Source organism: Acidovorax temperans (assembly GCF_028596105.1).
GTDB classification, from domain to species: domain Bacteria; phylum Pseudomonadota; class Gammaproteobacteria; order Burkholderiales; family Burkholderiaceae_C; genus Acidovorax; species Acidovorax temperans.
This window is the reverse complement of record NZ_CP117193.1, coordinates 822,606-843,733: the sequence shown is the minus strand read 5'-3', so window position 1 is coordinate 843,733 and position 21,128 is coordinate 822,606. Positions and strand designations below refer to the sequence as shown.

19 protein-coding genes are annotated in these 21,128 nt (G+C 63.8%); all 19 read right to left on the bottom strand.

The window, feature by feature from the left end; genetic code table 11:
* Nucleotides 1–122: 122 nt before the first annotated feature.
* Complete coding sequence (gene hisD, locus PQV96_RS03945; RefSeq protein ID WP_066695074.1) at nt 123–1,448, bottom strand: histidinol dehydrogenase; 1,326 nt, start codon at nt 1,446–1,448, stop codon at nt 123–125.
* A gap of 20 nt (nt 1,449–1,468) precedes the next feature.
* A complete protein-coding gene (gene hisG, locus PQV96_RS03940; protein WP_044397041.1) occupies nt 1,469–2,119 on the bottom strand; it encodes an ATP phosphoribosyltransferase in 651 nt (216 codons plus the stop codon).
* A gap of 189 nt (nt 2,120–2,308) precedes the next feature.
* A complete protein-coding gene (murA, locus tag PQV96_RS03935; protein ID WP_273624676.1) occupies nt 2,309–3,580 on the bottom strand; it encodes a UDP-N-acetylglucosamine 1-carboxyvinyltransferase in 1,272 nt (423 codons plus the stop codon).
* Nucleotides 3,581–3,665: 85 nt separating this feature from the next.
* The gene (locus PQV96_RS03930) at nt 3,666–3,908 is read right to left on the bottom strand and encodes a BolA family protein (RefSeq protein WP_044397039.1); all 243 of its coding nucleotides are present in this window, start codon (nt 3,906–3,908) and stop codon (nt 3,666–3,668) included.
* A gap of 1 nt (nt 3,909) precedes the next feature.
* Entirely contained in the window at nt 3,910–4,665 is a 756-nt protein-coding gene (locus PQV96_RS03925; protein ID WP_207373994.1) for an ABC transporter permease, read from the bottom strand.
* The gene (locus PQV96_RS03920; protein ID WP_207373995.1) at nt 4,662–5,600 is read right to left on the bottom strand and encodes an ABC transporter ATP-binding protein; all 939 of its coding nucleotides are present in this window, start codon (nt 5,598–5,600) and stop codon (nt 4,662–4,664) included. Before PQV96_RS03920 ends, PQV96_RS03925 begins: the two co-directional genes overlap by 4 nt.
* A 50-nt stretch (nt 5,601–5,650) precedes the next feature.
* Nucleotides 5,651–5,947 (bottom strand): STAS domain-containing protein, encoded by a 297-nt coding sequence (locus PQV96_RS03915; RefSeq protein WP_044397037.1) that lies wholly within the window; start codon nt 5,945–5,947, stop codon nt 5,651–5,653.
* A gap of 35 nt (nt 5,948–5,982) precedes the next feature.
* Nucleotides 5,983–6,624 (bottom strand): MlaC/ttg2D family ABC transporter substrate-binding protein, encoded by a 642-nt coding sequence (locus PQV96_RS03910; protein WP_273624675.1) that lies wholly within the window; start codon nt 6,622–6,624, stop codon nt 5,983–5,985.
* A 142-nt stretch (nt 6,625–6,766) separates the two neighbouring features.
* Complete coding sequence (locus tag PQV96_RS03905; protein WP_082758742.1) at nt 6,767–7,564, bottom strand: MlaA family lipoprotein; 798 nt, start codon at nt 7,562–7,564, stop codon at nt 6,767–6,769.
* The gene (gene mlaD, locus PQV96_RS03900) at nt 7,561–8,049 is read right to left on the bottom strand and encodes an outer membrane lipid asymmetry maintenance protein MlaD (RefSeq protein ID WP_066695061.1); all 489 of its coding nucleotides are present in this window, start codon (nt 8,047–8,049) and stop codon (nt 7,561–7,563) included. Before mlaD ends, PQV96_RS03905 begins: the two co-directional genes overlap by 4 nt.
* Nucleotides 8,050–8,080: 31 nt before the next feature.
* Nucleotides 8,081–8,863 (bottom strand): lipid asymmetry maintenance ABC transporter permease subunit MlaE, encoded by a 783-nt coding sequence (gene mlaE / locus PQV96_RS03895; RefSeq protein ID WP_044397034.1) that lies wholly within the window; start codon nt 8,861–8,863, stop codon nt 8,081–8,083.
* The gene (locus PQV96_RS03890) at nt 8,860–9,678 is read right to left on the bottom strand and encodes an ABC transporter ATP-binding protein (protein ID WP_273624674.1); all 819 of its coding nucleotides are present in this window, start codon (nt 9,676–9,678) and stop codon (nt 8,860–8,862) included. Before PQV96_RS03890 ends, mlaE begins: the two co-directional genes overlap by 4 nt.
* A 234-nt stretch (nt 9,679–9,912) precedes the next feature.
* The gene (locus tag PQV96_RS03885; RefSeq protein WP_273624673.1) at nt 9,913–10,716 is read right to left on the bottom strand and encodes an amino acid ABC transporter ATP-binding protein; all 804 of its coding nucleotides are present in this window, start codon (nt 10,714–10,716) and stop codon (nt 9,913–9,915) included.
* Nucleotides 10,697–11,350 carry an amino acid ABC transporter permease gene (locus tag PQV96_RS03880; RefSeq protein ID WP_044397031.1) on the bottom strand — a complete coding sequence of 218 codons (654 nt, stop codon included), beginning with the start codon at nt 11,348–11,350 and terminating at the stop codon, nt 10,697–10,699. Before PQV96_RS03880 ends, PQV96_RS03885 begins: the two co-directional genes overlap by 20 nt.
* 187 nt (nt 11,351–11,537) lie before the next feature.
* A complete protein-coding gene (locus tag PQV96_RS03875) occupies nt 11,538–12,335 on the bottom strand; it encodes an amino acid ABC transporter substrate-binding protein (RefSeq protein ID WP_273624672.1) in 798 nt (265 codons plus the stop codon).
* A gap of 258 nt (nt 12,336–12,593) precedes the next feature.
* The gene (locus PQV96_RS03870; RefSeq protein ID WP_273624671.1) at nt 12,594–14,072 is read right to left on the bottom strand and encodes a glutamate synthase subunit beta; all 1,479 of its coding nucleotides are present in this window, start codon (nt 14,070–14,072) and stop codon (nt 12,594–12,596) included.
* A gap of 50 nt (nt 14,073–14,122) precedes the next feature.
* Nucleotides 14,123–18,856, bottom strand: a complete 4,734-nt coding sequence (locus tag PQV96_RS03865; RefSeq protein ID WP_273624670.1) for a glutamate synthase-related protein — start codon at nt 18,854–18,856, stop codon at nt 14,123–14,125.
* Nucleotides 18,857–19,036: 180 nt separating this feature from the next.
* On the bottom strand, nt 19,037–19,741 hold the full coding sequence (locus tag PQV96_RS03860) for a transposase (protein WP_066698368.1): 705 nt from the start codon (nt 19,739–19,741) through the stop codon (nt 19,037–19,039).
* A 474-nt stretch (nt 19,742–20,215) separates the two neighbouring features.
* The gene (locus tag PQV96_RS03855; RefSeq protein ID WP_066698387.1) at nt 20,216–21,034 is read right to left on the bottom strand and encodes a hypothetical protein; all 819 of its coding nucleotides are present in this window, start codon (nt 21,032–21,034) and stop codon (nt 20,216–20,218) included.
* Nucleotides 21,035–21,128 lie beyond the last annotated feature (94 nt).

Sequence of the window (21,128 nt, the reverse complement as noted above, 5' to 3'; positions counted from 1 at the left end):
GCTTTCTGGCAACAAGCCGCACGACAAACGAGTTTTGGAGCCCCCCTCGAACAAGGGCTCTCACCGCCTCGCTAACGACTTGGCCGACAGACCACCGCCGGTGTTCGGCCGCTGGCAAAGTCTCAGCCCTGCTTCTTCAAACGCATTTCCGCCGCCTGCGCATGGGCCTGCAGGCCCTCGCCGTAGGCCAGCTCGGCAGCGATTTTCCCAAGCACCTGGGCACCCGCTTCGCTCACCTCAATGAGGCTGCTGCGCTTCTGGAAGTCGTACACGCCCAGGGGCGAGGAAAAACGCGCGGTGCCGCTGGTGGGCAGCACGTGGTTGGGGCCTGCGCAGTAGTCGCCTAAGGATTCGCTGGTGTAAGCACCCAGGAAGATCGCGCCCGCGTGGCGCAGCAGGGGCTCCCAGCGGTGTGGGTCGTTGCTGCTGACTTCCAAGTGCTCTGGAGCGATGCGATTGCTGATGGCGCAGGCTTCTTCCATGTCTTTCGTCAGGATCAGCGCGCCACGGCCGGTAAGGCTTTTGGCAATGATCTCGGCGCGCGGCATGGTGGGCAGCAGGCGGTCGATTTCGCGCTGTACGGCGTCGAGGTAGGCGGCGTCGGGGCACAGCAGGATGGACTGGGCCAGCTCGTCGTGCTCGGCCTGGCTGAAGAGGTCCATCGCCACCCAGTCGGGCGGCGTGGTGCCGTCGGCCAGCACCAGGATTTCGCTGGGGCCCGCAATCATGTCGATGCCCACGGTGCCGAACACGCGCTTCTTGGCGCTGGCCACGTAGGCGTTGCCGGGGCCAGTGATCTTGTCCACCTTGGGCACGGTTTCGGTGCCGTAGGCCAGCGCGGCTACAGCTTGGGCACCGCCGATGGTGAAAGCGCGGGTCACACCGGCCACGTAGGCAGCAGCCAGCACCAGCGCGTTCTTTTCACCCTTGGGGGTGGGCACGACCATGATGATTTCTTCGACCCCCGCGACATGGGCCGGGATGGCGTTCATCAACACGCTGGAGGGGTACGCCGCCTTGCCGCCCGGCACATAAATGCCGACACGATCCAGAGGTGTGACCTTCTGGCCCAGCAAGGTGCCGTCTTCGTCGCGGTAGCTCCAGCTCTCGCCCGAGGCCTTCTTTTGAGCCATGTGGTAACTGCGCACCCGCGCTGCGGCCGCTTGCAATGCGTCACGCTGCACCGCAGGGATGGCGTCGAAGGCCTCCTTGAGTTCCGCCTGGGTCAGCTCCAGCGCTGCCATGGTGGGGGCGGTAAGGCCATCGAAGCGGGCGGTGTACTCCAGCACCGCCGCGTCTCCGCGCTTTTGCACATCGGCCAGGATGTCGGCCACGCGCTGCTCGATGGCCGCGTCGGTGTCGGCAGACCAATGCAGGCGGGCTGCAAAATCAGCCTCAAAAGTGGCTGCAGCGGTTGACAGACGGGCGGGAGCAGCTACCAATTTCATAGTGCGTTGCAGTTCAGGTTTCAGTTTTGCTCTGCCGGAATGGCCGAGGCAAAGGCATTGATGATGCGGCGCAGTGGTTCACGCTTGAGCTTCAGCGCCGCCTGGTTGACCACCAGGAACGAGCTGATGTCCATGATGCGCTCCACTTCCACCAGGTGGTTGGCCTTGAGGGTGTTACCGGTGGAAACCAGATCGACGATGGCGTCGGCCAGGCCGGTGAGCGGTGCCAGCTCCATGCTGCCGTAGAGCTTGACCATGTCCACGTGCACGCCCTTAGTCGCAAAGAATTCGCGGGCGATGGAGGTGTACTTGGTGGCCACCTTCAGGCGGGAACCCTGCTTGACGGCGCGCTCGTAGTCAAAGTCCTGGCGCACGGCCACGCTCACGCGGCACTTGGCAATGCGCAGATCCAGCGGCTGGTACAGGCCCTGGCTGCCATGCTCGATCAGGGTGTCCTTGCCCGTCACGCCCAAATCCGCGCCGCCGTATTCCACGTAGGTGGGCACATCGGACGCACGCACCAGCACCACGCGCACGTCAGGCTGGTTGGTGGGCAGGATGAGCTTGCGCGACTTTTCGGGGTCTTCCAGCACCTCGATACCCGCAGCAGCCAGCAGCGGCAGGGTTTCTTCAAAGATGCGGCCCTTGGAAAGCGCCAGGGTGATCGTCATGTCATTTGCTCCGATGTTCTTCGTTTCGCCACACGCCTTTGAAACCGGCACACCGCAGGCGAGAGCCGCCGTGCAAGGGCCGCCAAGCCGCGTAAGCGGCGCTTCGCTCGCGTGCACTGGCGGCGTCCCCCTTCCCACGCGCAGCGTGAGAGAAGGGGGAAGCGGCGAAGCCGCTCAGGGGGATGTCCTTCATGCCACTCGCTCGATGTCGGCACCGATGCCGCGCAGTTTGGCTTCCATGCAGTCGTAGCCACGGTCCAGGTGGTAGATGCGGTCGACCATGGTTTCGCCATCGGCCACCAGGCCGGCGATGACGAGGCTGGCCGAGGCTCGCAGGTCGGTCGCCATCACGGTGGCGCCGGACAGGCGTGGCACGCCTTCAATGACCGCCACCTTGCCGTCCACCTGGATTTTTGCGCCCAGGCGAACCAGCTCGTTGACGTGCATGAAGCGGTTTTCAAAAATTGTTTCGGTCACCGTGGCCGTGCCCTGGGCAATGCAGTTGAGCGCCATGAACTGCGCCTGCATGTCGGTGGGGAAACCGGGGTATTCGGTGGTGCGAAAGCCCTGGGCCTTGAGCGTGGCACCGCCAGTGCTTTGCACGCGGATGCCGCCTTCCACCGCCTGCACGGTGGCGCCCGCTTCGCGCAGCTTTTCGATGACGGCATCGAGGTGGTCTGCGCGACCGTGGCGCAGCACCACATCACCGCCCGTGGCGGCCACAGCGCACAAAAAGGTGCCCGCCTCGATGCGGTCGGCCACCACGCGGTGGGTGCAGCCGTGCAGCTTCTCGACGCCCTGGATGCGGATCCGGCTGGTGCCGTGGCCTTCGATCTTCGCGCCCATGGCGATCAGCATCTCGGCCAGGTCCGAAATTTCAGGCTCTTGCGCAGCGTTTTCGAGCACCGTCTCGCCCTCGGCCAGCGCAGCAGCCATCATGAAGTTTTCGGTGCCCGTCACGGTGACCATGTCGGTGGTGATGCGGGCGCCCTTCAGGCGCTTCCACCCTGCGGGCAGCTTGGCGATCATGTAGCCGTGCTCGACCACAATCTCGGCGCCCATGGCGGCCATGCCCTTGATGTGCTGGTCCACCGGGCGCGAACCAATCGCGCAGCCTCCAGGCAGCGACACCGTGGCCTCACCAAAGCGCGCCAGCAGCGGGCCCAGCGCCAGCACCGAGGCACGCATGGTCTTGACCAGCTCGTAGGGGGCCTCGGGCGAGTTCAAGGCGCTGGCGTCAATGCGCACGGTGCCGTCGTCAGCCCGCTCGGCCGCTACGCCCATGTTGCGGATGAGCTTGAGCATGGTGCTCACGTCCTGCAATTGGGGCACGTTGAGCAGGGTCACGGGCTCGGCCGTGAGCAGTGCGGCGCACAACTCCGGCAGGGCGGCATTTTTGGCACCAGACACCAGCACCTCGCCTTGCAAGGTACGGCCGCCGCGGATCAGGAGTTTGTCCATCTCAAAAAACCAGAATATGAGTCAAAAGTGCTTCCAGCGCTTTCGTGTCAAGCGCCAGCAGCTATCAATACAGTAGCAAGCCGAATCAGGCCTGCTGGGTGGCCCACTCGGCGGGCGTAAAAGTCTTCATCGACAGCGCATGCACTTCATCGGTCTGCATGCGGTTGCCCAGGGTGGCGTACACGCGGCGCTGGCGCTGCAGGGTGCGCTGCCCCTCGAACTCTGCCGAGACGATGGTGGCGTACCAGTGGCGGCCATCGCCCTCCAGGGTGATGTGGTCGCAGGCCAGGCCAGCGCTGATGATGTCTTTGAGTTGGTCTGCAGTCATTTCAGTTTCTGATTTTGTAGCCAGTGCGCAGCAGGTGCACGGCCAGTGCGCTTACCGCCAGCCAGGCCAGGCCGACGATGCCCAGGCTGATCCAGGGCGACACATCGCTTTGGCCAAAGAAGCCGTAGCGGAAGCCGTCGATCATGTAGAAAAACGGGTTGAGGTGGCTCACGGTCTGCCAGAACGGCGGCAGCGACTGAATGGAGTAGAACACGCCCGACAGGAAGGTCATGGGCACGATGATGAAGTTCTGGAACGCGGCCATCTGGTCGAACTTGTCGGCCCACAGCCCGGCAATCAAGCCCAGCGTGGCCAGCAGCGCGGCGCCCAGCAGGGCAAACACCACAATCCACAGCGGCGCCGCAAACTCCGGCCGTGCAAACGCCAGCGTGACGACGAACACTCCAAGCCCCACCACCAGGCCGCGCACCACCGACGAGCCCACATAGGCCAGGAACCACGCCCAGTGCGACAGCGGCGTGAGCAGCACAAACACCAGGCTGCCCATGATCTTGCTCTGGATGATGCTGGACGAGCTGTTGGCAAACGCGTTTTGCAGCACGCTCATCATCACCAGGCCCGGTATCAAAAACGCGGTGTAGCTGATGCGGTCGTACACCTTCACATGGTCTTCGAGCACATGGCCGAAGATCAGCAGGTACAGCACGGCGGTGAGCACCGGCGCGGCCACGGTCTGGAAGCTGACCTTCCAGAAGCGCAGCACCTCTTTATAAAAAAGCGTCTGCCAACCCGTCATAAAGCCACCTCGGACAAAGGAATGTTGGAAGCCGAGGTACCCGACATCACCTGCAAGAACACATCCTCCAGGTCGGGCCGGCGGATCTCCATGTCCTGCACCTCCACGCCAGCGACGCGCAGCGTAGCCAGGTGGTTTTCAATTTCTGCCGCGTCCTGCGCGGGCAATTGCACGATGCGACCGGTAACCCGGGCGATAGGGGCCAGCGCCGCAGGCAGCACCGCGTCGGTCTTGAACTGCAGCACGCTGCCCGAAGCGGCCTTGAGCAGCTCAGATGTGCGGTTCAGCGCCACCACCTGCCCGGCCTTGAGCATGGCGATACGGCCGCACAGCGCCTCGGCTTCTTCCAGGTAATGGGTGGTGAGCAGCACCGTGTGCCCTTCCTTGTTCAGGCGGGCGATGAAGTGCCACAGCGTCTGGCGCAGTTCTACGTCCACACCGGCGGTGGGCTCGTCCAGCACGATGATGGGCGGCTTGTGCACCAGCGCCTGGGCGACCAGCACGCGGCGCTTCATGCCGCCCGAGAGCTGGCGCATGTTGGCGTTGGCCTTGTCGGCCAGGCCCAGGTTTTCGAGCAGCTCGTCAATCCAGGCGTCGTTGTTCTTCACACCGAAATAGCCGGACTGAAAGCGCAGCGCCTCGCGCACGTTGAAAAAGGGGTCGAACACCAGCTCCTGCGGCACGATGCCCAGCTTGCGGCGGGCATCGGCATAGTTGGCTTGCACATCGCTGCCTTGCACCAGCACACGGCCACTGGTGGCGCGGCCCAGGCCCGCCAGGATGCTGATGAGAGTGGTTTTGCCGGCGCCATTGGGCCCGAGGAGCCCAAAAAATTCGCCCTGTTCAATGTCCAGACTGACTTGGTTCAGCGCCTGGAAAGGGCCTTTGGGCGTGGCAAAGGTCTTGGAGATGGCTTGGAATGAGACTGCGGGCATGAAGCCCTCGATTTTACGGGCTGGGGGCGGTCTGTGCTCGTCTGCCCCCATCAGGCCGCATCGTTGAGCAGGCCATCCACCCCATACAGCCCCGCCATGCCCTGCAGCGCCTGTGGCAGGCCCTGCACGGCAAAGCGCAGCCCGGCGGCCAGCGCTTCGCGCCGAAACTCCAGCAGCACGGCCAGGGCCGAGGTGTCAAACACGCGCAGCGGGGCGGCGTCTACCACTAGGGCGCTGCCAGGCGCAGCGCCCCCCACCGACTGCAGCAACTGCGCCAAACAGGCCGTGGCCTGACGGTGGGTCAGCTCGGAGGGCAAACGCAGTGCAGCGGCGGCAGAGGTCGTCATGGCTTGGGGAATGAAAAGAAGCTGCGCGCCAACGGTCAGCCTTTAGCGGCGTTCGACTTGTTGCGGGCCACCAGCGTGTCGATCAGGCCATCAATGCCCTTGGCGTTAATTTCCTGCGCGAACTGGCTGCGGTAGGTTTCCACCAGCCACACGCCCAGCACGTTGAGGTTGTAAATCTTCCAGCCCGCGCCCTCGCCCGGCGTCTTTTCCAGGCGGTAGTCGAGCTGAATGGGGTCCCCCTTGCCCACGATTTCGGTGCGCACCAGCACATCCTTGTCGTCTGCGGCCGCCCGCATGGGTTTGATGCGCACCGTCTGGTCGCTCACCTGCGCCAAGGCGCCTGCGTAAGTGCGCACGAGCAAAACCTTGAACTCGTCCTGCAAGCGCTTTTGCTGTTCTGGCGTAGCCTGGCGCCAGCCGGGGCCCACCGCAGCAGCGGTCATGCGGCGAAAGTTCACGTTGGGCATCACGGTCTTGTCCACCAGCGCGATCACCTTGTCGATATCACCCGCCTGGATGGCCTTGTCAGCGCGCACGGTGTTGAGCACGTCCACCGAAAGGCGCCTGATCAGCGCATCCGGCGTCTCATCAGCCGCCAGCACCGCCAGTGGCAGCCCCAGCGCATAAACGGTTCCAACAGCAAGGGCAGCACGCCCCAATTCACGTCGATTCATCATTCTTTCGGCTCCAGCTGCGCCACGGGCAGCCTTGATGGCATTTTGTTCTGGGCTCTCAGCACACAGGCTTCTGCTGTGTACCAAGGTGCAAGCATGTGCAACGCCGCGCGCAGTCCACGCAGCATCACGGGCTTATCGGGTCTTAGCGGTCAGGCTCGGGCGGCAGCACGCCGTCATTGGCGCCGCGATCGGCATCGTCCTTGAACAGCGGCTCGCTCGACTGGCCCTTGCGCAACTGCATGTAGACGTCGCGGGTGAAGGAGTATTTGTCGAGCGCGGCATTGTCGATCACAGACCCGGCGCGCAACAAGTTCGCGCGCGTGTCCACCATGCGCAGGGCGTACAGCGAATTGCGGTCAGACACCGGACGCACCTGCCGCAACAGGTTGCCATTCACATCCAGCGGCAGTGCCACAGCATCGCGCAGCGTGGAGGGCCCCAGCAGGGGCAGCACCACATACGGACCGGTGTCCACGCCCCAGCGCCCCAGCGTGAGGCCGAAGTCCTGGCGGGACCGCTCAATGCCCAACTCGCTGGCCACATCCAGCAAGCCGCCCAGGCCAAAGATGGTGTTCACATTCACCCGCATGAAGCTGTTGGCCGTGCCCTCGGCACGCAACTGCAGCAGGTTGTTCACAAACGACCACACATCGGACAGGTTGCCGAAGAAGTTGCTCACGCCCGTACGCACCGGCGTTGGCGTCACCTCCACATACGCCGTGGCCACGGGTTTCAGAATGGCCGCATCCACATCATCGTTGAAGCGCGTCATGCTGCGGTTGTAGGACTCGAACGGGTCGTCCGGGTTGGAACGCGGGCCACTGGCGCAGCCCACCAGTGCCAGCGCGGCCAATACGGGCAAGCCCCGGCGGGCCCAGGCCGCGAGTCGGGGTTGGGCCGCCTTCACTGCGGGGGCGTCATTGACTGTCGATGTTTTCATTTGTTGGTGTCCGTCCCTGCGGATTTGCCGCCGTCTTCGGCCTTGTTATAGAGGAACTGGCCGATCAGGTTTTCCAGCACTACGGCCGACTGCGTGGCCGTGACCGTATCCCCGGCCACCAGGTTTTTCTCGTCGGCGCCCGCTTCAATGCTGATGTACTGCTCACCCAGCAAACCGCTGGTCAAAATCTTCAGCGAGCTGTCTTTGGGGAAAGCGTAGCGATCATCCATGGACAAGGTCACACGCGCCTGAAAGGTCTTGTCATCAAACGTGATGGATTCCACACGCCCGACCACCACACCCGCGCTGCGCACTGCTGCCTGGGGCTTGAGGCCACCGATGTTGTCAAACCGCGCACTGATGAGGTAACCCTTTTGAAAATTGAAACTGAGCAGGTTGGCCGACTGCAGCGCCAGGAACACCAGCGCCACTGCACCCAGCATCACAAACAACCCGACCCACACATCATTTTTGGAGCGTTGCACGCTGATCCTTCCACCACCGGGCGAGCCGGCATCAAATACTGAACATCAAGGCCGTGAGGACGAAGTCCAACGCCAGCACGGCCAACGAGGCAATGACCACCGTGCGCGTGGTGGCACGGGAAACCCCCTCGGGCGTAGGGCGGGCCTCAAAACCCTGCAAAAGCGCAATGAACGTCACGGTGAAGCCAAACACCAGGCTTTTGAGCACGCCATTGCCCACGTCTTTCCACACATCCACCCCGCCCTGCATCTGGCTCCAGAAGGCGCCGGGGTCGATGCCGATCATCAGCACGCCCACCACCCAGCCGCCAATCACGCCCACGGCGCTGAACACGGCAGCCAGCAGGGGCATGGTGATGACACCGGCCCAAAACCGGGGGGCGAGGATGCGGCGCACCGGATCCACGGCCATCATTTCCATGGCGCTGAGCTGCTCACCCGCACGCATGAGGCCGATCTCGGCCGTCAGCGAAGTACCTGCACGCCCCGCGAACAACAAAGCCGTGACCACCGGGCCCAGCTCGCGCACCAGCGACAGCGCCACCAAAAGGCCCAGCGCTTCCGAAGATCCGTAGCGCTGCAGCGTGTAATACCCCTGCAGGCCCAGCACAAAACCGACAAAGAGCCCCGACACCGCAATGATGGCCAGGGAGTAGTTGCCCAGAAAGTGCACCTGATCGCGCACCAGCCCTGGCCGCGCAAACGCCGCGCCCACCAGTTGCATCAGGCGAGCAAACAGCCGGGCGCCACGGCCAATGTCGGCCAGTTTCGACCGCACGGCAAAACCGAGGTTGGCGGGATGGAACCAGTTCATGGCCGTGCCCCTGCGGTAGGGCCAAAGTCCTGGGCGGCATCAGGCCCTGGGTAGTGGAAGGGCACGGGCCCCACCGGCAGCGCATTCACGAACTGGTGCACCAGCGGGTCGGTGCTGGCCATCACCTCCGCAGGGGTGCCCTGCGCCGCCACCACACCCGGCCCCAGAACGATGACGTGGTCCGCCAGATGGAAGGTCGCCGTGAGGTCGTGCGACACCAGCACGCTGGTCAGGCCCATGGCATCGTTGAGCTGGCGGATGAGCTGGGCCGTGGTGCCTAGCGAGATCGGGTCCAGGCCCGCAAAGGGCTCGTCGTACATGATGAGTTCGGGGTCGAGCGCAATGGCCCGGGCCAGGGCCACACGCCGGGCCATGCCGCCGGATATCTGGCTGGGCAGCAAATCCCGCGCCCCGCGCAAGCCCACGGCGTTCAGCTTCATCAGCACCACATCGCGGATCAGGGCTTCAGACAAGTCCGTGTGCTCGCGCAGCGGAAAGGCCACGTTCTCAAACACGCTCAGGTCGGTGAACAACGCTCCGAACTGGAACAGCATGCCCATGCGACGGCGCGCTGCGAACAGGCCGGCCGAATCGAGCATGCCCACGTCCTGCCCGTCAAACAGGACCTGGCCCTGCTGTGCGCGTTGCTGCCCGCCAATCAACCGCAAGACCGTGGTTTTGCCCCCGCCCGAGGCGCCCATGAGCGCCGTGACCTTGCCGCGTGGCACTTGCAGCGACACGTCGCGCAGGATCACCCGCTCCCCATAGGAGAAGGTGACATTGCGCAAGTCAACGAGGGCGGAAGTTTCTGGCATTCAAAAGTGCAGGGACAAAGCAAACGAAAAGGAACGGGCAAACTCCGATTGTCGCGGCGCAGCATTCACCGCAGAAGGCGCTATGGTAATCCATGCACCTATACATACATTCACGTTTGTTTGTTTCTGAAACGTGAATGCTGTGTTCGCAATGTCGGAGGCTGCGCACTAGTGAGTAACAGCACTCCCATCCGGAGAGTCGGGGCAACCCACGCGCGTCACATCAGAGGCCTGCTACAGCATATGGTTCAAAAATGTCCGGCTGCGCTCGTGGCCCGGGCTGCCAAAAAACTCGGCAGCAGGCCGCGTTTCCAGCAGCTCGCCCTGGTCCATGAACGCCACGGTGTGCGCCACCTCGCGCGCAAAGCCCATTTCGTGCGTCACCACCAGCATGGTCATGCGCTCCTGGGCCAGGGCGCGCATGGTGCGCAGCACCTCGCCCGTGAGTTCGGGGTCGAGCGCCGAGGTGGGCTCGTCGAACAGCATGATGTCGGGCTCCATGGCCAACGCCCGGGCGATGGCCACACGCTGTTTTTGCCCACCCGACAGGCGCGCGGGGTAGTTGTCACGCTTGGCACGCAAGCCCACTTTGTCCAGCAGCACTTCCGCGCGGGCGATGGCTTCGTCACGGGCCATGCCGCGCACCACCATGGGCGCTTCAATGAGGTTCTCCAGCACCGTGAGGTGCGGAAACAGGTTGAAGTGCTGGAACACCATGCCCGTCTTGCGGCAGATGCGGCGCACTTCGGCCTCACTGCCGTACGTGCAGCTCCCCGCAGCATCCGTCTGCGCCAGAGCCTCGCCTTCGATGGCGATGAAGCCCCGGTCGATGGTTTCCAGGTGGTTCAGGCAGCGCAGGAAAGTGCTCTTGCCCGAGCCCGAAGGCCCGATCAGCGCCACCACTTCGCCCTGCCCCACCGTGAGCGAGACATTGCGCAGCACGGGCACACGCCCAAAGGTTTTGTGGATGCCCCGCGCCTCGATCATGGGCTGGCTGGCGGCAGCGGCGCATGCGCGCTCATTCGTCGTGCTTGGCATAACGTTTCTCCAGACGCTGAAAGCCCCAGGTGAGCACCAGGGTCATCACAAGATAGAAAGCCGCCGCCACGATGAAGGGCGTGGTGGTGAAGTCACGCTGCACGATGCCGCGCGCTGCACGCAGCAAGTCGTTGAGGGCCAACACGTAGATGAGAGACGTGTCTTTGACCAAGGTGATGGTCTCGTTGCTCATGGGCGGCAGGATGCGGCGCACCATTTGCGGCAACACGATGCGGCGCATGGTCTGGCCATAGCTCATGCCCAGCACCTTGGCACCCTCGTATTGGCCCCGGTCAATGGACTGGATGCCCGCACGGAAGATTTCAGCGAAATACGCCGCGTAGTTCAGCGCGAAGGCGACCACGGCAGCAGGAAAATCTGGCAGCCGCACACCGATCACCGGCACGAACGGCAGCGCAAAGTAGATGAACAACATCTGCAGCATGAGCGGCGTGCCACGCATGAGCCAGATGTAGCCATTGACGAAGGCCGACAAGGCCTTCCAGCGCGACACGCGCGCCAACGCCAACACCAGCCCCAGCGGCACCGCCAGCAGCAAGGTGATGACAAAAAGCTTCAGGGTGACGGTAGCGCCTTGCGCCAGCGGCCCCAGAAGAGAAAGAACGTAATCCATGCTGTCGCGACAGTTCCGTGTGTTTTTTGCTCTTGGCCGTTACCACTGGCGCGACCTAAGTCAGCGACCGCCGCGCAAGGGCCTGAGCTGGCCGCGCCGCCCCGCCGCGCTGGCGGTGTCCCCCTTCCGCATCGCGTAGCGATGCCAGAGAAGGGGGAAGGCGCGCAGCGCCTCAGGGGGTTGTCCCTTATTTGATGATGTTCTTACCGAACCACTGTTCGGCAATCTTGGCAGCGGCGCCATCGGCCTTCATGTCGGCCAGAGCCTTGTCGAGCTTGCCCTGCAGCTCGGTGTCGTCCTTGCGCACACCCACGCCGTAGTCTTCCGTGCCGAAGTGGGCTTCCAGAACCACGTAGTCCTGGGGCTTCTTGGCCACGTAGTAACGGCCCACCACTTCGTCCACCACCACGGCATCCAGGCGGCCGGTGGACAGGTCCATCAGCGCGGTCACATTGTCGCCAAAGGTCTTGAAGTCCTTGAAGCTCTTGAAGACGGCCTCTTCCTTCTTCACGGCGTCCACAGCGCTGCTGCCTTCCTGGGCGCCCACGGTCTTGCCGGCCAGATCGGCCTTGGTCTTGATGGCGGAGCTGGCTGCCACCACGATGATCTGGTGGTTTTCCATGTAGGGTGCGGTGAAGGCAATGTTCTGCTTGCGCTCTTCGGTGATGGTCAGGCCGTTCCACAGCGCGTCCACGCGCTTGCCCGACAGTTCGGCTTCCTTGGCGCTCCAGTCGATGGGCTTGAAGCTCACTTCCAGGCCCAGGCGCTTGGCGGCTTCCTTGGCCATGTCGATGTCAAAACCCACCAGCTCGTTCTTCTCGTCACGGAAACCCATGGGCGGGAAGTTGTCGTCCAGGCCCACAACGATCTTGGTCACGGCCGCTGGCGCGGGCGTGGCGGCTGCAGGCGCGGGGGTTTCGGTCTTGCTGCACCCAGCAAGCAAGGCACCCAGCAAAACGAGGGCAGCGGCAGCGGTCTTCTTCATGGCAAATCGACTCTCAAAACACAAAAATAAAACACGGCACGCAATCGCGGCCGTGGCGCAGAACCCATGATTGTCCCTTAGAACCTGTTCTTATGACGTCCAGCCGGGCACCTGCAAACCTGAGCGGCGCCTCGGCACTTCATACCAAAACAGCCTCCAGCGCCCACTCAATAAGCGCGACCAGCTATTAAAACAGGAGCAACGAAAAAGCGCCCCGCAGGGCGCTTGGCATGGTGAGCGGCGGCGCAGCGCCTTCGCTCAGCGTGGCAGGTCGGAGTACCCCATCAGGAACTCGTCCACCGAGCGGGCAGCCTGGCGGCCTTCGCGAATGGCCCACACCACCAGCGACTGCCCGCGGCGGATGTCGCCCGCAGCGAACACCTTGGGCACGTTGGTAGCGTAGCCGCCGTCAAAATCGGTCGTGGCGCGGGCGTTGCCGCGGGCGTCTTTTTCCACGCCAAAGGCATCGAGCACCGTCGCCACCGGGCTCACAAAGCCCATGGCCAGCAGCACCAGGTCGGCCTTGAAGACCTTTTCGGTGCCGGGCACTTCAACGAACTTGCCGTCCTTGAACTCGACCTGCACGGTCTTGAGACCGGTGACCTTGCCCTTGTCGCCCATGAACTCCTTGGTGGAGATGGCAAATTCACGCTCGCAACCCTCTTCGTGGCTAGAAGAGGTGCGCAGCTTGTAGGGCCAGTAGGGCCAGACCAGTGGCTTGTTCTCCTGCTCGGGGGGCATGGGCATCAGCTCGAACTGGGTCACGCTGGCCGCACCATGGCGGTTGCTGGTGCCCACGCAGTCAGAGCCGGTGTCGCCGCCACCGATCACGATGACGTGCTTGCCATCGGCACGCAGCTGGCCCTTGACCTTGTCGCCAGCGTTCACGCGGTTTTGCTGGGGCAAAAATTCCATCGCGAAGTGCACGCCATCGAGGTCTCGGCCGGGCACGGGCAGGTCGCGCGATTGCTCGGCGCCACCGGTCAGCAGCACGGCGTCAAACTCTTTTTGCAGTTCTTCCGGCGTGATGGTTTCCTTGGCCAGGTTGGTGACCTTGGAGCCCTTGCCCAGCGGGTCCTTGGCTGCGCCCACCACCACACCGGTGCGGAAGACCACCCCCTCGGCCTTCATCTGCTCCACACGGCGGTCGATGTGCGACTTTTCCATCTTGAAGTCAGGAATGCCGTAGCGCAGCAGGCCACCCACGCGGTCGTTCTTTTCAAACACCGTCACATCGTGGCCCGCGCGGGCCAGTTGCTGGGCTGCCGCCATGCCGGCAGGGCCTGCGCCCACCACGGCCACCTTCTTGCCTGTCTTGTGCTTGGCAGGGCGCGGCTGCACCCAGCCTTCCGCCCAGGCGCGGTCGATGATGGCGTGCTCGATGGACTTGATGCCCACGGGGTCGTTGTTCACATTCAGCACGCAAGCCGCTTCGCAAGGCGCGGGGCAGATGCGGCCGGTGAACTCGGGGAAGTTGTTGGTGCTGTGCAGGACGGCAATCGCGCTCTTCCAGTCTTGCTGGTACACGAGGTCGTTGAAGTCCGGGATGATGTTGTTGACCGGGCAGCCGTTGCTGCAGAACGGCGTGCCGCAGTCCATGCAGCGCGCGCCCTGGATCTTCGCCTGGTCTGCGTCCAGACCAATGACGAATTCCTTGTAGTGCTTGAGTCGCTCACCGACGGGCTTGTAGCCCTCTTCGATGCGCTCGTATTCCATGAAGCCAGTAGTTTTTCCCATGACGGAGTGTCCTTGTCTATGAATGTGGTGCGAAGGTCTGCGGGGTCACCTTATTTGGCGGGTACTGCTTCTTTTTTAGTAGCAGCTACCGCTGGTGTAGCGGACTCCTCCAGCACTTTCCGTTCATAAATCTCAGCCAGCGCGCGCTTGTACTCGGTGGGGAACACCTTGACGAATTTGGCGCGCGAAGCGGCCCAGTTGTCCAGCAGCTCGCGGGCGCGCTTGCTGCCCGTCCAGCGGTTGTGGTCTTCCAGCAGCTTCTTGAGCTGGGCTTCATCGGTCTGGCCGTTGTGCCAGATCGAGCGGGGCACGGTGGCTTCTTGCTCAGCAGAAGGCAGGATGCGTTCCAGCGCGACCATCGACATGTTGCAGCGCGACTCGAACAAACCGTCTTCGTCGTACACGTACGCCACGCCGCCGCTCATACCCGCCGCAAAGTTGCGGCCCGTCTTGCCCAGCACCACCACGGTGCCGCCAGTCATGTATTCGCAACCGTGGTCGCCCGTGCCTTCCACAACGGCAGTGGCACCCGACAGACGCACGGCAAAACGCTCGCCCGCCACACCGCTGAAGAAGGCTTCACCCGTGGTCGCACCGTACATGACGGTGTTGCCCACGATGGTGTTGCGCACCGCGTCGCCACGGAAGTCAATGCTGGGGCGCACGATGACGCGGCCGCCCGACAGGCCCTTGCCTGTGTAGTCGTTGGCATCGCCAATCAAATACAGCGTGATGCCGCGTGTGAGGAACGCGCCAAACGACTGACCACCCGTGCCTTCGAGCTGGATGCGGATGGTGTCATCCGGCAGGCCTTCAGGGTGCACGCGGGTCACAGCGCCCGAGAGCATCGCGCCGACCGAGCGGTTGACGTTGCGCGCCACTTCGATGAACTGCACGCGCTCGCCCTTTTGGATGGCGGGCTGGCTGCGCTCGATGAGCTTGCGGTCCAGCGTGTGCTCGATGTTGTGGTCTTGCACGTCCACATGGAAGCGCGGCACATCGGCGGGCACATTGGGCTGGGCAAACAGACGGCTGAAGTCCAGGCCGCGTGCCTTCCAGTGCTCGATACCGTTGCGCATGTCCAGCAGATCGGTGCGGCCGATCATGTCGTCGAACTTACGGATACCCAGCTGGGCCATGATCTGGCGCACTTCTTCCGCGATGAAGAAGAAGTAGTTCACCACATGCTCTGGCTTGCCCGAGAACTTCTTGCGCAGCTCGGGGTCTTGCGTGGCCACGCCCACGGGGCAGGTGTTAAGGTGGCACTTGCGCATCATGATGCAGCCTTCCACCACCAGCGGAGCGGTGGCGAAGCCGAATTCATCCGCGCCCAGCAGCGCGCCGATGGCGACGTCACGGCCGGTCTTCATCTGGCCGTCGGCCTGCACGCGGATACGGCCGCGCAGGCGGTTGAGCACCAGGGTCTGCTGGGTTTCGGCCAGGCCGATTTCCCACGGGCCGCCCGCGTGCTTGATGGACGACCAGGGCGATGCGCCCGTGCCGCCATCGTGCCCTGCGATCACCACGTGGTCGCTCTTGCACTTGGCCACGCCAGCAGCAATGGTGCCCACGCCCACTTCGGACACCAGCTTGACGCTGATGCCTGCGTGCGGTGCCACGTTCTTCAGGTCGTGGATCAGCTGGGCCAAGTCCTCGATGGAGTAGATGTCGTGGTGCGGTGGGGGCGAGATCAGGCCCACACCGGGCACGCTGTGGCGCAACTTGCCGATATAGGTGGACACCTTGCCGCCGGGCAGCTGACCACCTTCGCCGGGCTTGGCGCCCTGGGCCATCTTGATCTGGATCTGATCGGCCGACGACAGGTATTCTGCCGTCACGCCAAAGCGGCCCGAAGCCACCTGCTTGATGCGGCTGCGCAGCGAGTCGCCGTCCAGCAACGGCAGATCCACCTCCACGTTCTCGGCGCCAATCACGCTCTTGAGCGTGTCGCCCTTCTTGATTGGAATGCCTTTGAGCTCGTTGCGATAGCGGCGCTCGTCCTCACCGCCCTCACCCGTGTTGCTCTTGCCGCCAATGCGGTTCATGGCCACGGCCAGGGTGGCGTGGGCTTCCGTCGAAATGGAACCCAGCGACATGGCACCGGTGGCAAAGCGCTTGACGATTTCCTTGGCGGGCTCGACTTCGTCAATCGAGATCGCCTTCGCGGGGTCAATCTTGAACTCGAACAGGCCGCGCAGCGTCATGTGGCGCTTGCTCTGGTCGTTGATGATCTGGGCGTATTCCTTGTACGTGTTCCAGTTGTTGGCACGCGTGCTGTGCTGCAGCTTGGCAATCGCGTCCGGCGTCCACATGTGGTCTTCGCCACGGGCGCGCCAGGCGTATTCACCACCCGCGTCCAGCATGGTTTCGAGCACAGGGTCGTCACCAAACGCGGCCTTGTGCATGCGAATGGCTTCTTCGGCGATTTCGAACACGCCAATGCCTTCCACGCGGCTGGCGGTGCCGGTGAAGTACTTGCTGACGGTTTCCGTGTTCAGACCGATGGCCTCGAACAATTGCGCACCGCAGTAGCTCATGTACGTGCTCACGCCCATCTTGGACATGATCTTGGACAGGCCCTTGCCGATCGCCTTGACGTAGTTGTAGATGGCCTTGTCGGCAGACAGGTCGCCACCCAGGTCTTTGTGCATATCGGCCAGGGTTTCCATGGCCAGATAGGGGTGCACGGCCTCGGCGCCGTAGCCGGCCAACACGGCGAAGTGGTGCACTTCGCGGGCCGTACCGGTTTCAACCACCAGACCGGCAGTGGTGCGCAGGCCTGCAACCACCAGATGCTGGTGGATGGCAGACAACGCCAGCAGCGCGGGGATGGCCACTTGCGTGGCGCTCACGGCTCGGTCGCTGATGATGAGGATGTTGGCACCGCCCTTGATGGCGTCCACGGCTTGCGCGCACAGCGACGCCAGCTTAGCTTCCACGCCCTCACGTCCCCAGCTCAAGGGGTAGGTGATGTCGATGGTCACGCTCTTGAACTTGCCGTGGGTGTGGCGTTCAATGTCGCGCAGCTTGGCCATGTCGGCAAAGTTCAGCACAGGCTGGCTGACTTCGAGGCGCATGGGCGGGTTGACCTGGTTGATGTCCAGCAGGTTGGGCTTGGGCCCGATGAAGCTGTTGAGCGACATCACGATCGCTTCGCGGATCGGGTCGATCGGCGGGTTCGTCACCTGGGCGAACAACTGCTTGAAGTAGTTGTACAGCGGCTTGTTCTTGCCCGAAAGCACGGCCAGCGGGCTGTCGTTGCCCATGGAGCCAATGCCTTCCTCGCCATTCTTGGCCATGGGAGCCATCAGGAACTTGATGTCTTCCTGCGTGTAGCCGAAGGCCTGCTGGCGGTCCAGCAACGGCAGGTCAGCAGCTTGAGGAGCCACGGCGGAGGCGCCCGTTTCAATGCTGTCGAGCTTGATGCGCAGGTTCTCGATCCACTGCTTGTAGGGCTTGGTGTTGACGATGTTGGCCTTGAGCTCATCGTCATCGATCATGCGGCCTTGTTCCAGGTCGATCAGGAACATCTTGCCGGGCTGCAAGCGCCACTTGCGCACGATCTTGTTCTCGGGGATGGGCAGCACGCCGGACTCGGAGCCCATGATGACGAGGTCATCATCGGTGATGCAGTAGCGCGAGGGGCGCAGGCCATTGCGGTCCAGCGTGGCGCCAATCTGGCGGCCGTCGGTGAACACGATGGAAGCCGGGCCGTCCCAGGGCTCTAGCATGGCAGCGTGATATTCATAGAAAGCGCGGCGGCGCTCGTCCATGGTGGTGTGCTGCTCCCAGGGTTCTGGGATCATCATCATCACGGCCTGGCTGATGGGGTAGCCCGCCATGGTCAGCAGTTCGAGGCAGTTGTCGAACGTCGCCGTGTCGGACTGGTCGGCGAAGCTGATGGGGTAGAGCTTTTGCAGGTCTGCCGCCAGCACGGGCGAAGCCATCACGCCTTCGCGCGCCTTCATCCAGTTGTAGTTGCCCTTGACGGTGTTGATTTCACCGTTGTGCGCCACGTAACGGTACGGGTGGGCCAGTGGCCACTCAGGGAAGGTGTTGGTCGAGAAGCGTTGGTGCACCAGGCCGATGGCCGAAACGCAGCGCTCGTCCTGTAGGTCGAGGTAGTACTTGCCCACCTGGTCGGCCAGCAGCAGGCCCTTGTAGACCACGGTGCGGCTGGACATGGACGGAACGTAGTATTCCTTGCTGTGCTTGAGCTTGAGCGCCTGGATATTGGCGCTGGCCGTCTTGCGGATCACGTACAGCTTGCGCTCCAGCGCGTCCTGCACGATCACGTCGTTGCCACGGCCGATGAACACCTGGCGCAGGATAGGCTCCTTCTTGCGCACGGTGGGGGACATGGGCATGTCCACATTCACCGGCACATCGCGCCAGCCCAACAGCACCTGGCCTTCGGCCTTGATGGCGCGCTCCATCTCCTGCTCGCAGGCCAGACGGGATGCGTGCTCCTTGGGCAAAAAGATCATGCCCACGCCGTATTCGCCAGCCGCAGGCAAGGTCACACCCTGCTTGGCCATCTCTTCGCGGTACAGCGCGTCAGGGATCTGGATGAGGATACCGGCACCGTCACCCATCAGCGGGTCGGCACCCACCGCACCACGGTGGTCGATGTTTTCCAGGATCTTCAAGGCCTGCGTCACGATGTCGTGGCGCTTGATGCCTTTGATGTGGGCGACAAACCCGAGGCCGCAGGCGTCGTGTTCGTTACCCGATGAATACAAACCGTGTTGTTGCAGATGCTGGATCTCGGCAGCCGTGGTCATGGCGCACTCCTCGTGGAATTGTTCGCAGGGAACGCAAGATTAGTGCAATGCAGCAAATTCTGGCAAGCACTTTAAATGGGGTCAGATACCATTTATTAATGAGAATAAATCTCAATTAATTAAATTAGGGACATATCAATTAGGATAGCAATTATCGCTTACTGGACAAGCGCTATCGGCCTATTCGGTTTGAACTTCGGGGATGCGCGAGGGCCGCCCTGCCCGCCCTTTGGTCACGCGGCGCTCGGTGCGTTGCTGCAGCTGCGCGAGAAAATCTGCATCGCCCAGGGCCCAGCCGGACAGCGCGGCATCGGTCAGCGCCTGCTGTTCGGCGCCGCTGATGCCGGCCTGCACCAGCGCGCTGTAGGCGGCCTCGCGGGCGAACGGCGTGTTGTCCAGCGCCCAGTACAGGGCGTGCGGCGTGATGAGCTTGTCCACCCGCAGGCCCACGCACTGCGCGTAGCTGGACCAGGGATAGTCGGCCGGCTGCGCCACGCGGCCAGCGCGCACCGGGTTCAGGTCGAGGTAGGCCATGGCCTGCAGCAGGTAGCGCTCGGCCTGCAGCACGGTGGAGCGGTAGCGCCCCTCCCACAGCGTGCCCGACCGGCCATGCCGCAGGTTGAAGCCGCGCACGTAGCTGCGGCCCACGGCCTGCATCATTTGCGGCAGACCCTCGGCCGTCTGCGGCGTGGCCAGCAGGTGCAGGTGGTTGTCCATCAGCACGTAGGCGTGCACGGCCACGGCGTGGCGCCGCGACTGTTCGGCCAGCAGGCCCAGCATGGCCTCGTAGTCCACCGTATCGACAAAGATCGGCTGGCGGTTGTTGCCACGCTGGATGACGTGGTGGACGGTGCCGGGAAGGGTCAGACGGGGCAGGCGGGCCATGGAAGTTGCGACAGAGGGTGGCGGCGCCATGGTAGCGGAGCGGGCGCCGGTGCGGTGCGCCAGGCAGGCCGCGGTTCCTGGAACCAGGCGGCAAGATACGCTATGAGATAGATAGCAAACAGCGCAGCGGGAAAAGCGCTTGACGCCTCTACCGCGCTGAAAACCGCAGAGTGCGTGCCTTCGTGTTTCGCCCACCAAAATCGCTCGTGAATACCAGCGGATTGCTATTTATTCAATAGCGATTAACGCAAGTACACCAAGCGCTAGCGGCATAAAACACCATCAAACCTCAACGCCACCGCGGCTGTCGTTGCAACGCGCGCGGGTCAACGCCACGGCAGCCGCCCGGCCGGCCGCTGCGACGTCGGCCACAGTCCAGCGCGGGGGGGGCGCAGTCGGCACCACGCCGCCCGCAGGCCGCGCCACACCATGCGCCCCTCACGGCGCTAGGGCATCCTTCGCGCAGCCCTGCCCTCAGTCCAGCAGATCCGAATAGTCCCCGCGCCCGAACGCCTCGCTCGCCTTCCACGGCATCACGGCTGGCAGCGGCAGGCGCTCGACGGTCACGCGGGTGATGTCGGTGCCGTGCGCGTCACGGCGCTCGATGGTGCGCGGGTACTGGCCGGCCACGTCCCAGTCCACGGTGGTGGTGCGCTCGCCCTGCACGCGGCGGTAGCGCTGCACGCCGGCCTTGGGGGCGCCCACGGTCTGCATGCCCTGCAGCGTGGCGGGCGGCACGATCCAGTACGACGCGTCCCACGAACCGCCGTAGCCCACGTTGCCGTGGTGCGCACGGTCCACCTCGATCACGCGGCGCGTTTCGCTCAGGATGACCTCGACGCGCTCGGTGCCGTCCGCCGCGCGCGACACGCGCAGCGGCGCGCCCTGGGCTTCGTCGTGCGCATGGCCGGCGTGCGGGCCGTGCGAATGGGCGTGGCCGTGGGTGACGCTCTCGCTCAGCGCCGCGGGCAGTTCGCGTTCGGTCCACACGGTGCCGGGCTGGCGCACCAGTCGGTTGGTGTGGCGCGTGTCGCGCTGCACACCGTCGTTGCCGATGCTGCGCGTGAAGTAGCTCACGCGCAGGTTCAGCGCCGGCGCGGCCGCCACGGCGGCGGTGGTGGCCGCCACGCTGGCAGGCGTGCTGGGCCGGGCGGCGGGCGCATCGTCCTGCACGGACAGCACGCCGGGCGTGCGCCCCGCGGCATGGACCAGGGTGGGCGCCAGCGCGCCCAGGCCACCGGCCAGCAGCAGGACGGCCGCAGCCACAGGCGCGCGAAGGAAGGAGGAAACCATGGAACACCTCAGAAAAACAGTCAGGGCCGTGCCGGCAGGGTGCAGGCGCGGCCCGAAGCAGAAAAGACGAAACGGGGCCACCCCGCATGGAGTG

What these genes read in the sequence shown, in the direction of transcription:
- hisD (WP_066695074.1), bottom strand. Translation starts at nt 1,448, where the DNA reads ATGAAATTGGTAGCTGCTCCCGCCCGTCTGTCAACCGCTGCAGCCACT.
- hisG (WP_044397041.1), bottom strand. Translation starts at nt 2,119, where the DNA reads ATGACGATCACCCTGGCGCTTTCCAAGGGCCGCATCTTTGAAGAAACC.
- murA (WP_273624676.1), bottom strand. Translation starts at nt 3,580, where the DNA reads ATGGACAAACTCCTGATCCGCGGCGGCCGTACCTTGCAAGGCGAGGTG.
- PQV96_RS03930 (WP_044397039.1), bottom strand. Translation starts at nt 3,908, where the DNA reads ATGACTGCAGACCAACTCAAAGACATCATCAGCGCTGGCCTGGCCTGC.
- PQV96_RS03925 (WP_207373994.1), bottom strand. Translation starts at nt 4,665, where the DNA reads ATGACGGGTTGGCAGACGCTTTTTTATAAAGAGGTGCTGCGCTTCTGG.
- PQV96_RS03920 (WP_207373995.1), bottom strand. Translation starts at nt 5,600, where the DNA reads ATGCCCGCAGTCTCATTCCAAGCCATCTCCAAGACCTTTGCCACGCCC.
- PQV96_RS03915 (WP_044397037.1), bottom strand. Translation starts at nt 5,947, where the DNA reads ATGACGACCTCTGCCGCCGCTGCACTGCGTTTGCCCTCCGAGCTGACC.
- PQV96_RS03910 (WP_273624675.1), bottom strand. Translation starts at nt 6,624, where the DNA reads ATGATGAATCGACGTGAATTGGGGCGTGCTGCCCTTGCTGTTGGAACC.
- PQV96_RS03905 (WP_082758742.1), bottom strand. Translation starts at nt 7,564, where the DNA reads ATGAAAACATCGACAGTCAATGACGCCCCCGCAGTGAAGGCGGCCCAA.
- mlaE (WP_044397034.1), bottom strand. Translation starts at nt 8,863, where the DNA reads ATGAACTGGTTCCATCCCGCCAACCTCGGTTTTGCCGTGCGGTCGAAA.
- PQV96_RS03890 (WP_273624674.1), bottom strand. Translation starts at nt 9,678, where the DNA reads ATGCCAGAAACTTCCGCCCTCGTTGACTTGCGCAATGTCACCTTCTCC.
- PQV96_RS03885 (WP_273624673.1), bottom strand. Translation starts at nt 10,716, where the DNA reads ATGCCAAGCACGACGAATGAGCGCGCATGCGCCGCTGCCGCCAGCCAG.
- PQV96_RS03880 (WP_044397031.1), bottom strand. Translation starts at nt 11,350, where the DNA reads ATGGATTACGTTCTTTCTCTTCTGGGGCCGCTGGCGCAAGGCGCTACC.
- PQV96_RS03875 (WP_273624672.1), bottom strand. Translation starts at nt 12,335, where the DNA reads ATGAAGAAGACCGCTGCCGCTGCCCTCGTTTTGCTGGGTGCCTTGCTT.
- PQV96_RS03870 (WP_273624671.1), bottom strand. Translation starts at nt 14,072, where the DNA reads ATGGGAAAAACTACTGGCTTCATGGAATACGAGCGCATCGAAGAGGGC.
- PQV96_RS03865 (WP_273624670.1), bottom strand. Translation starts at nt 18,856, where the DNA reads ATGACCACGGCTGCCGAGATCCAGCATCTGCAACAACACGGTTTGTAT.
- PQV96_RS03860 (WP_066698368.1), bottom strand. Translation starts at nt 19,741, where the DNA reads ATGGCCCGCCTGCCCCGTCTGACCCTTCCCGGCACCGTCCACCACGTC.
- PQV96_RS03855 (WP_066698387.1), bottom strand. Translation starts at nt 21,034, where the DNA reads ATGGTTTCCTCCTTCCTTCGCGCGCCTGTGGCTGCGGCCGTCCTGCTG.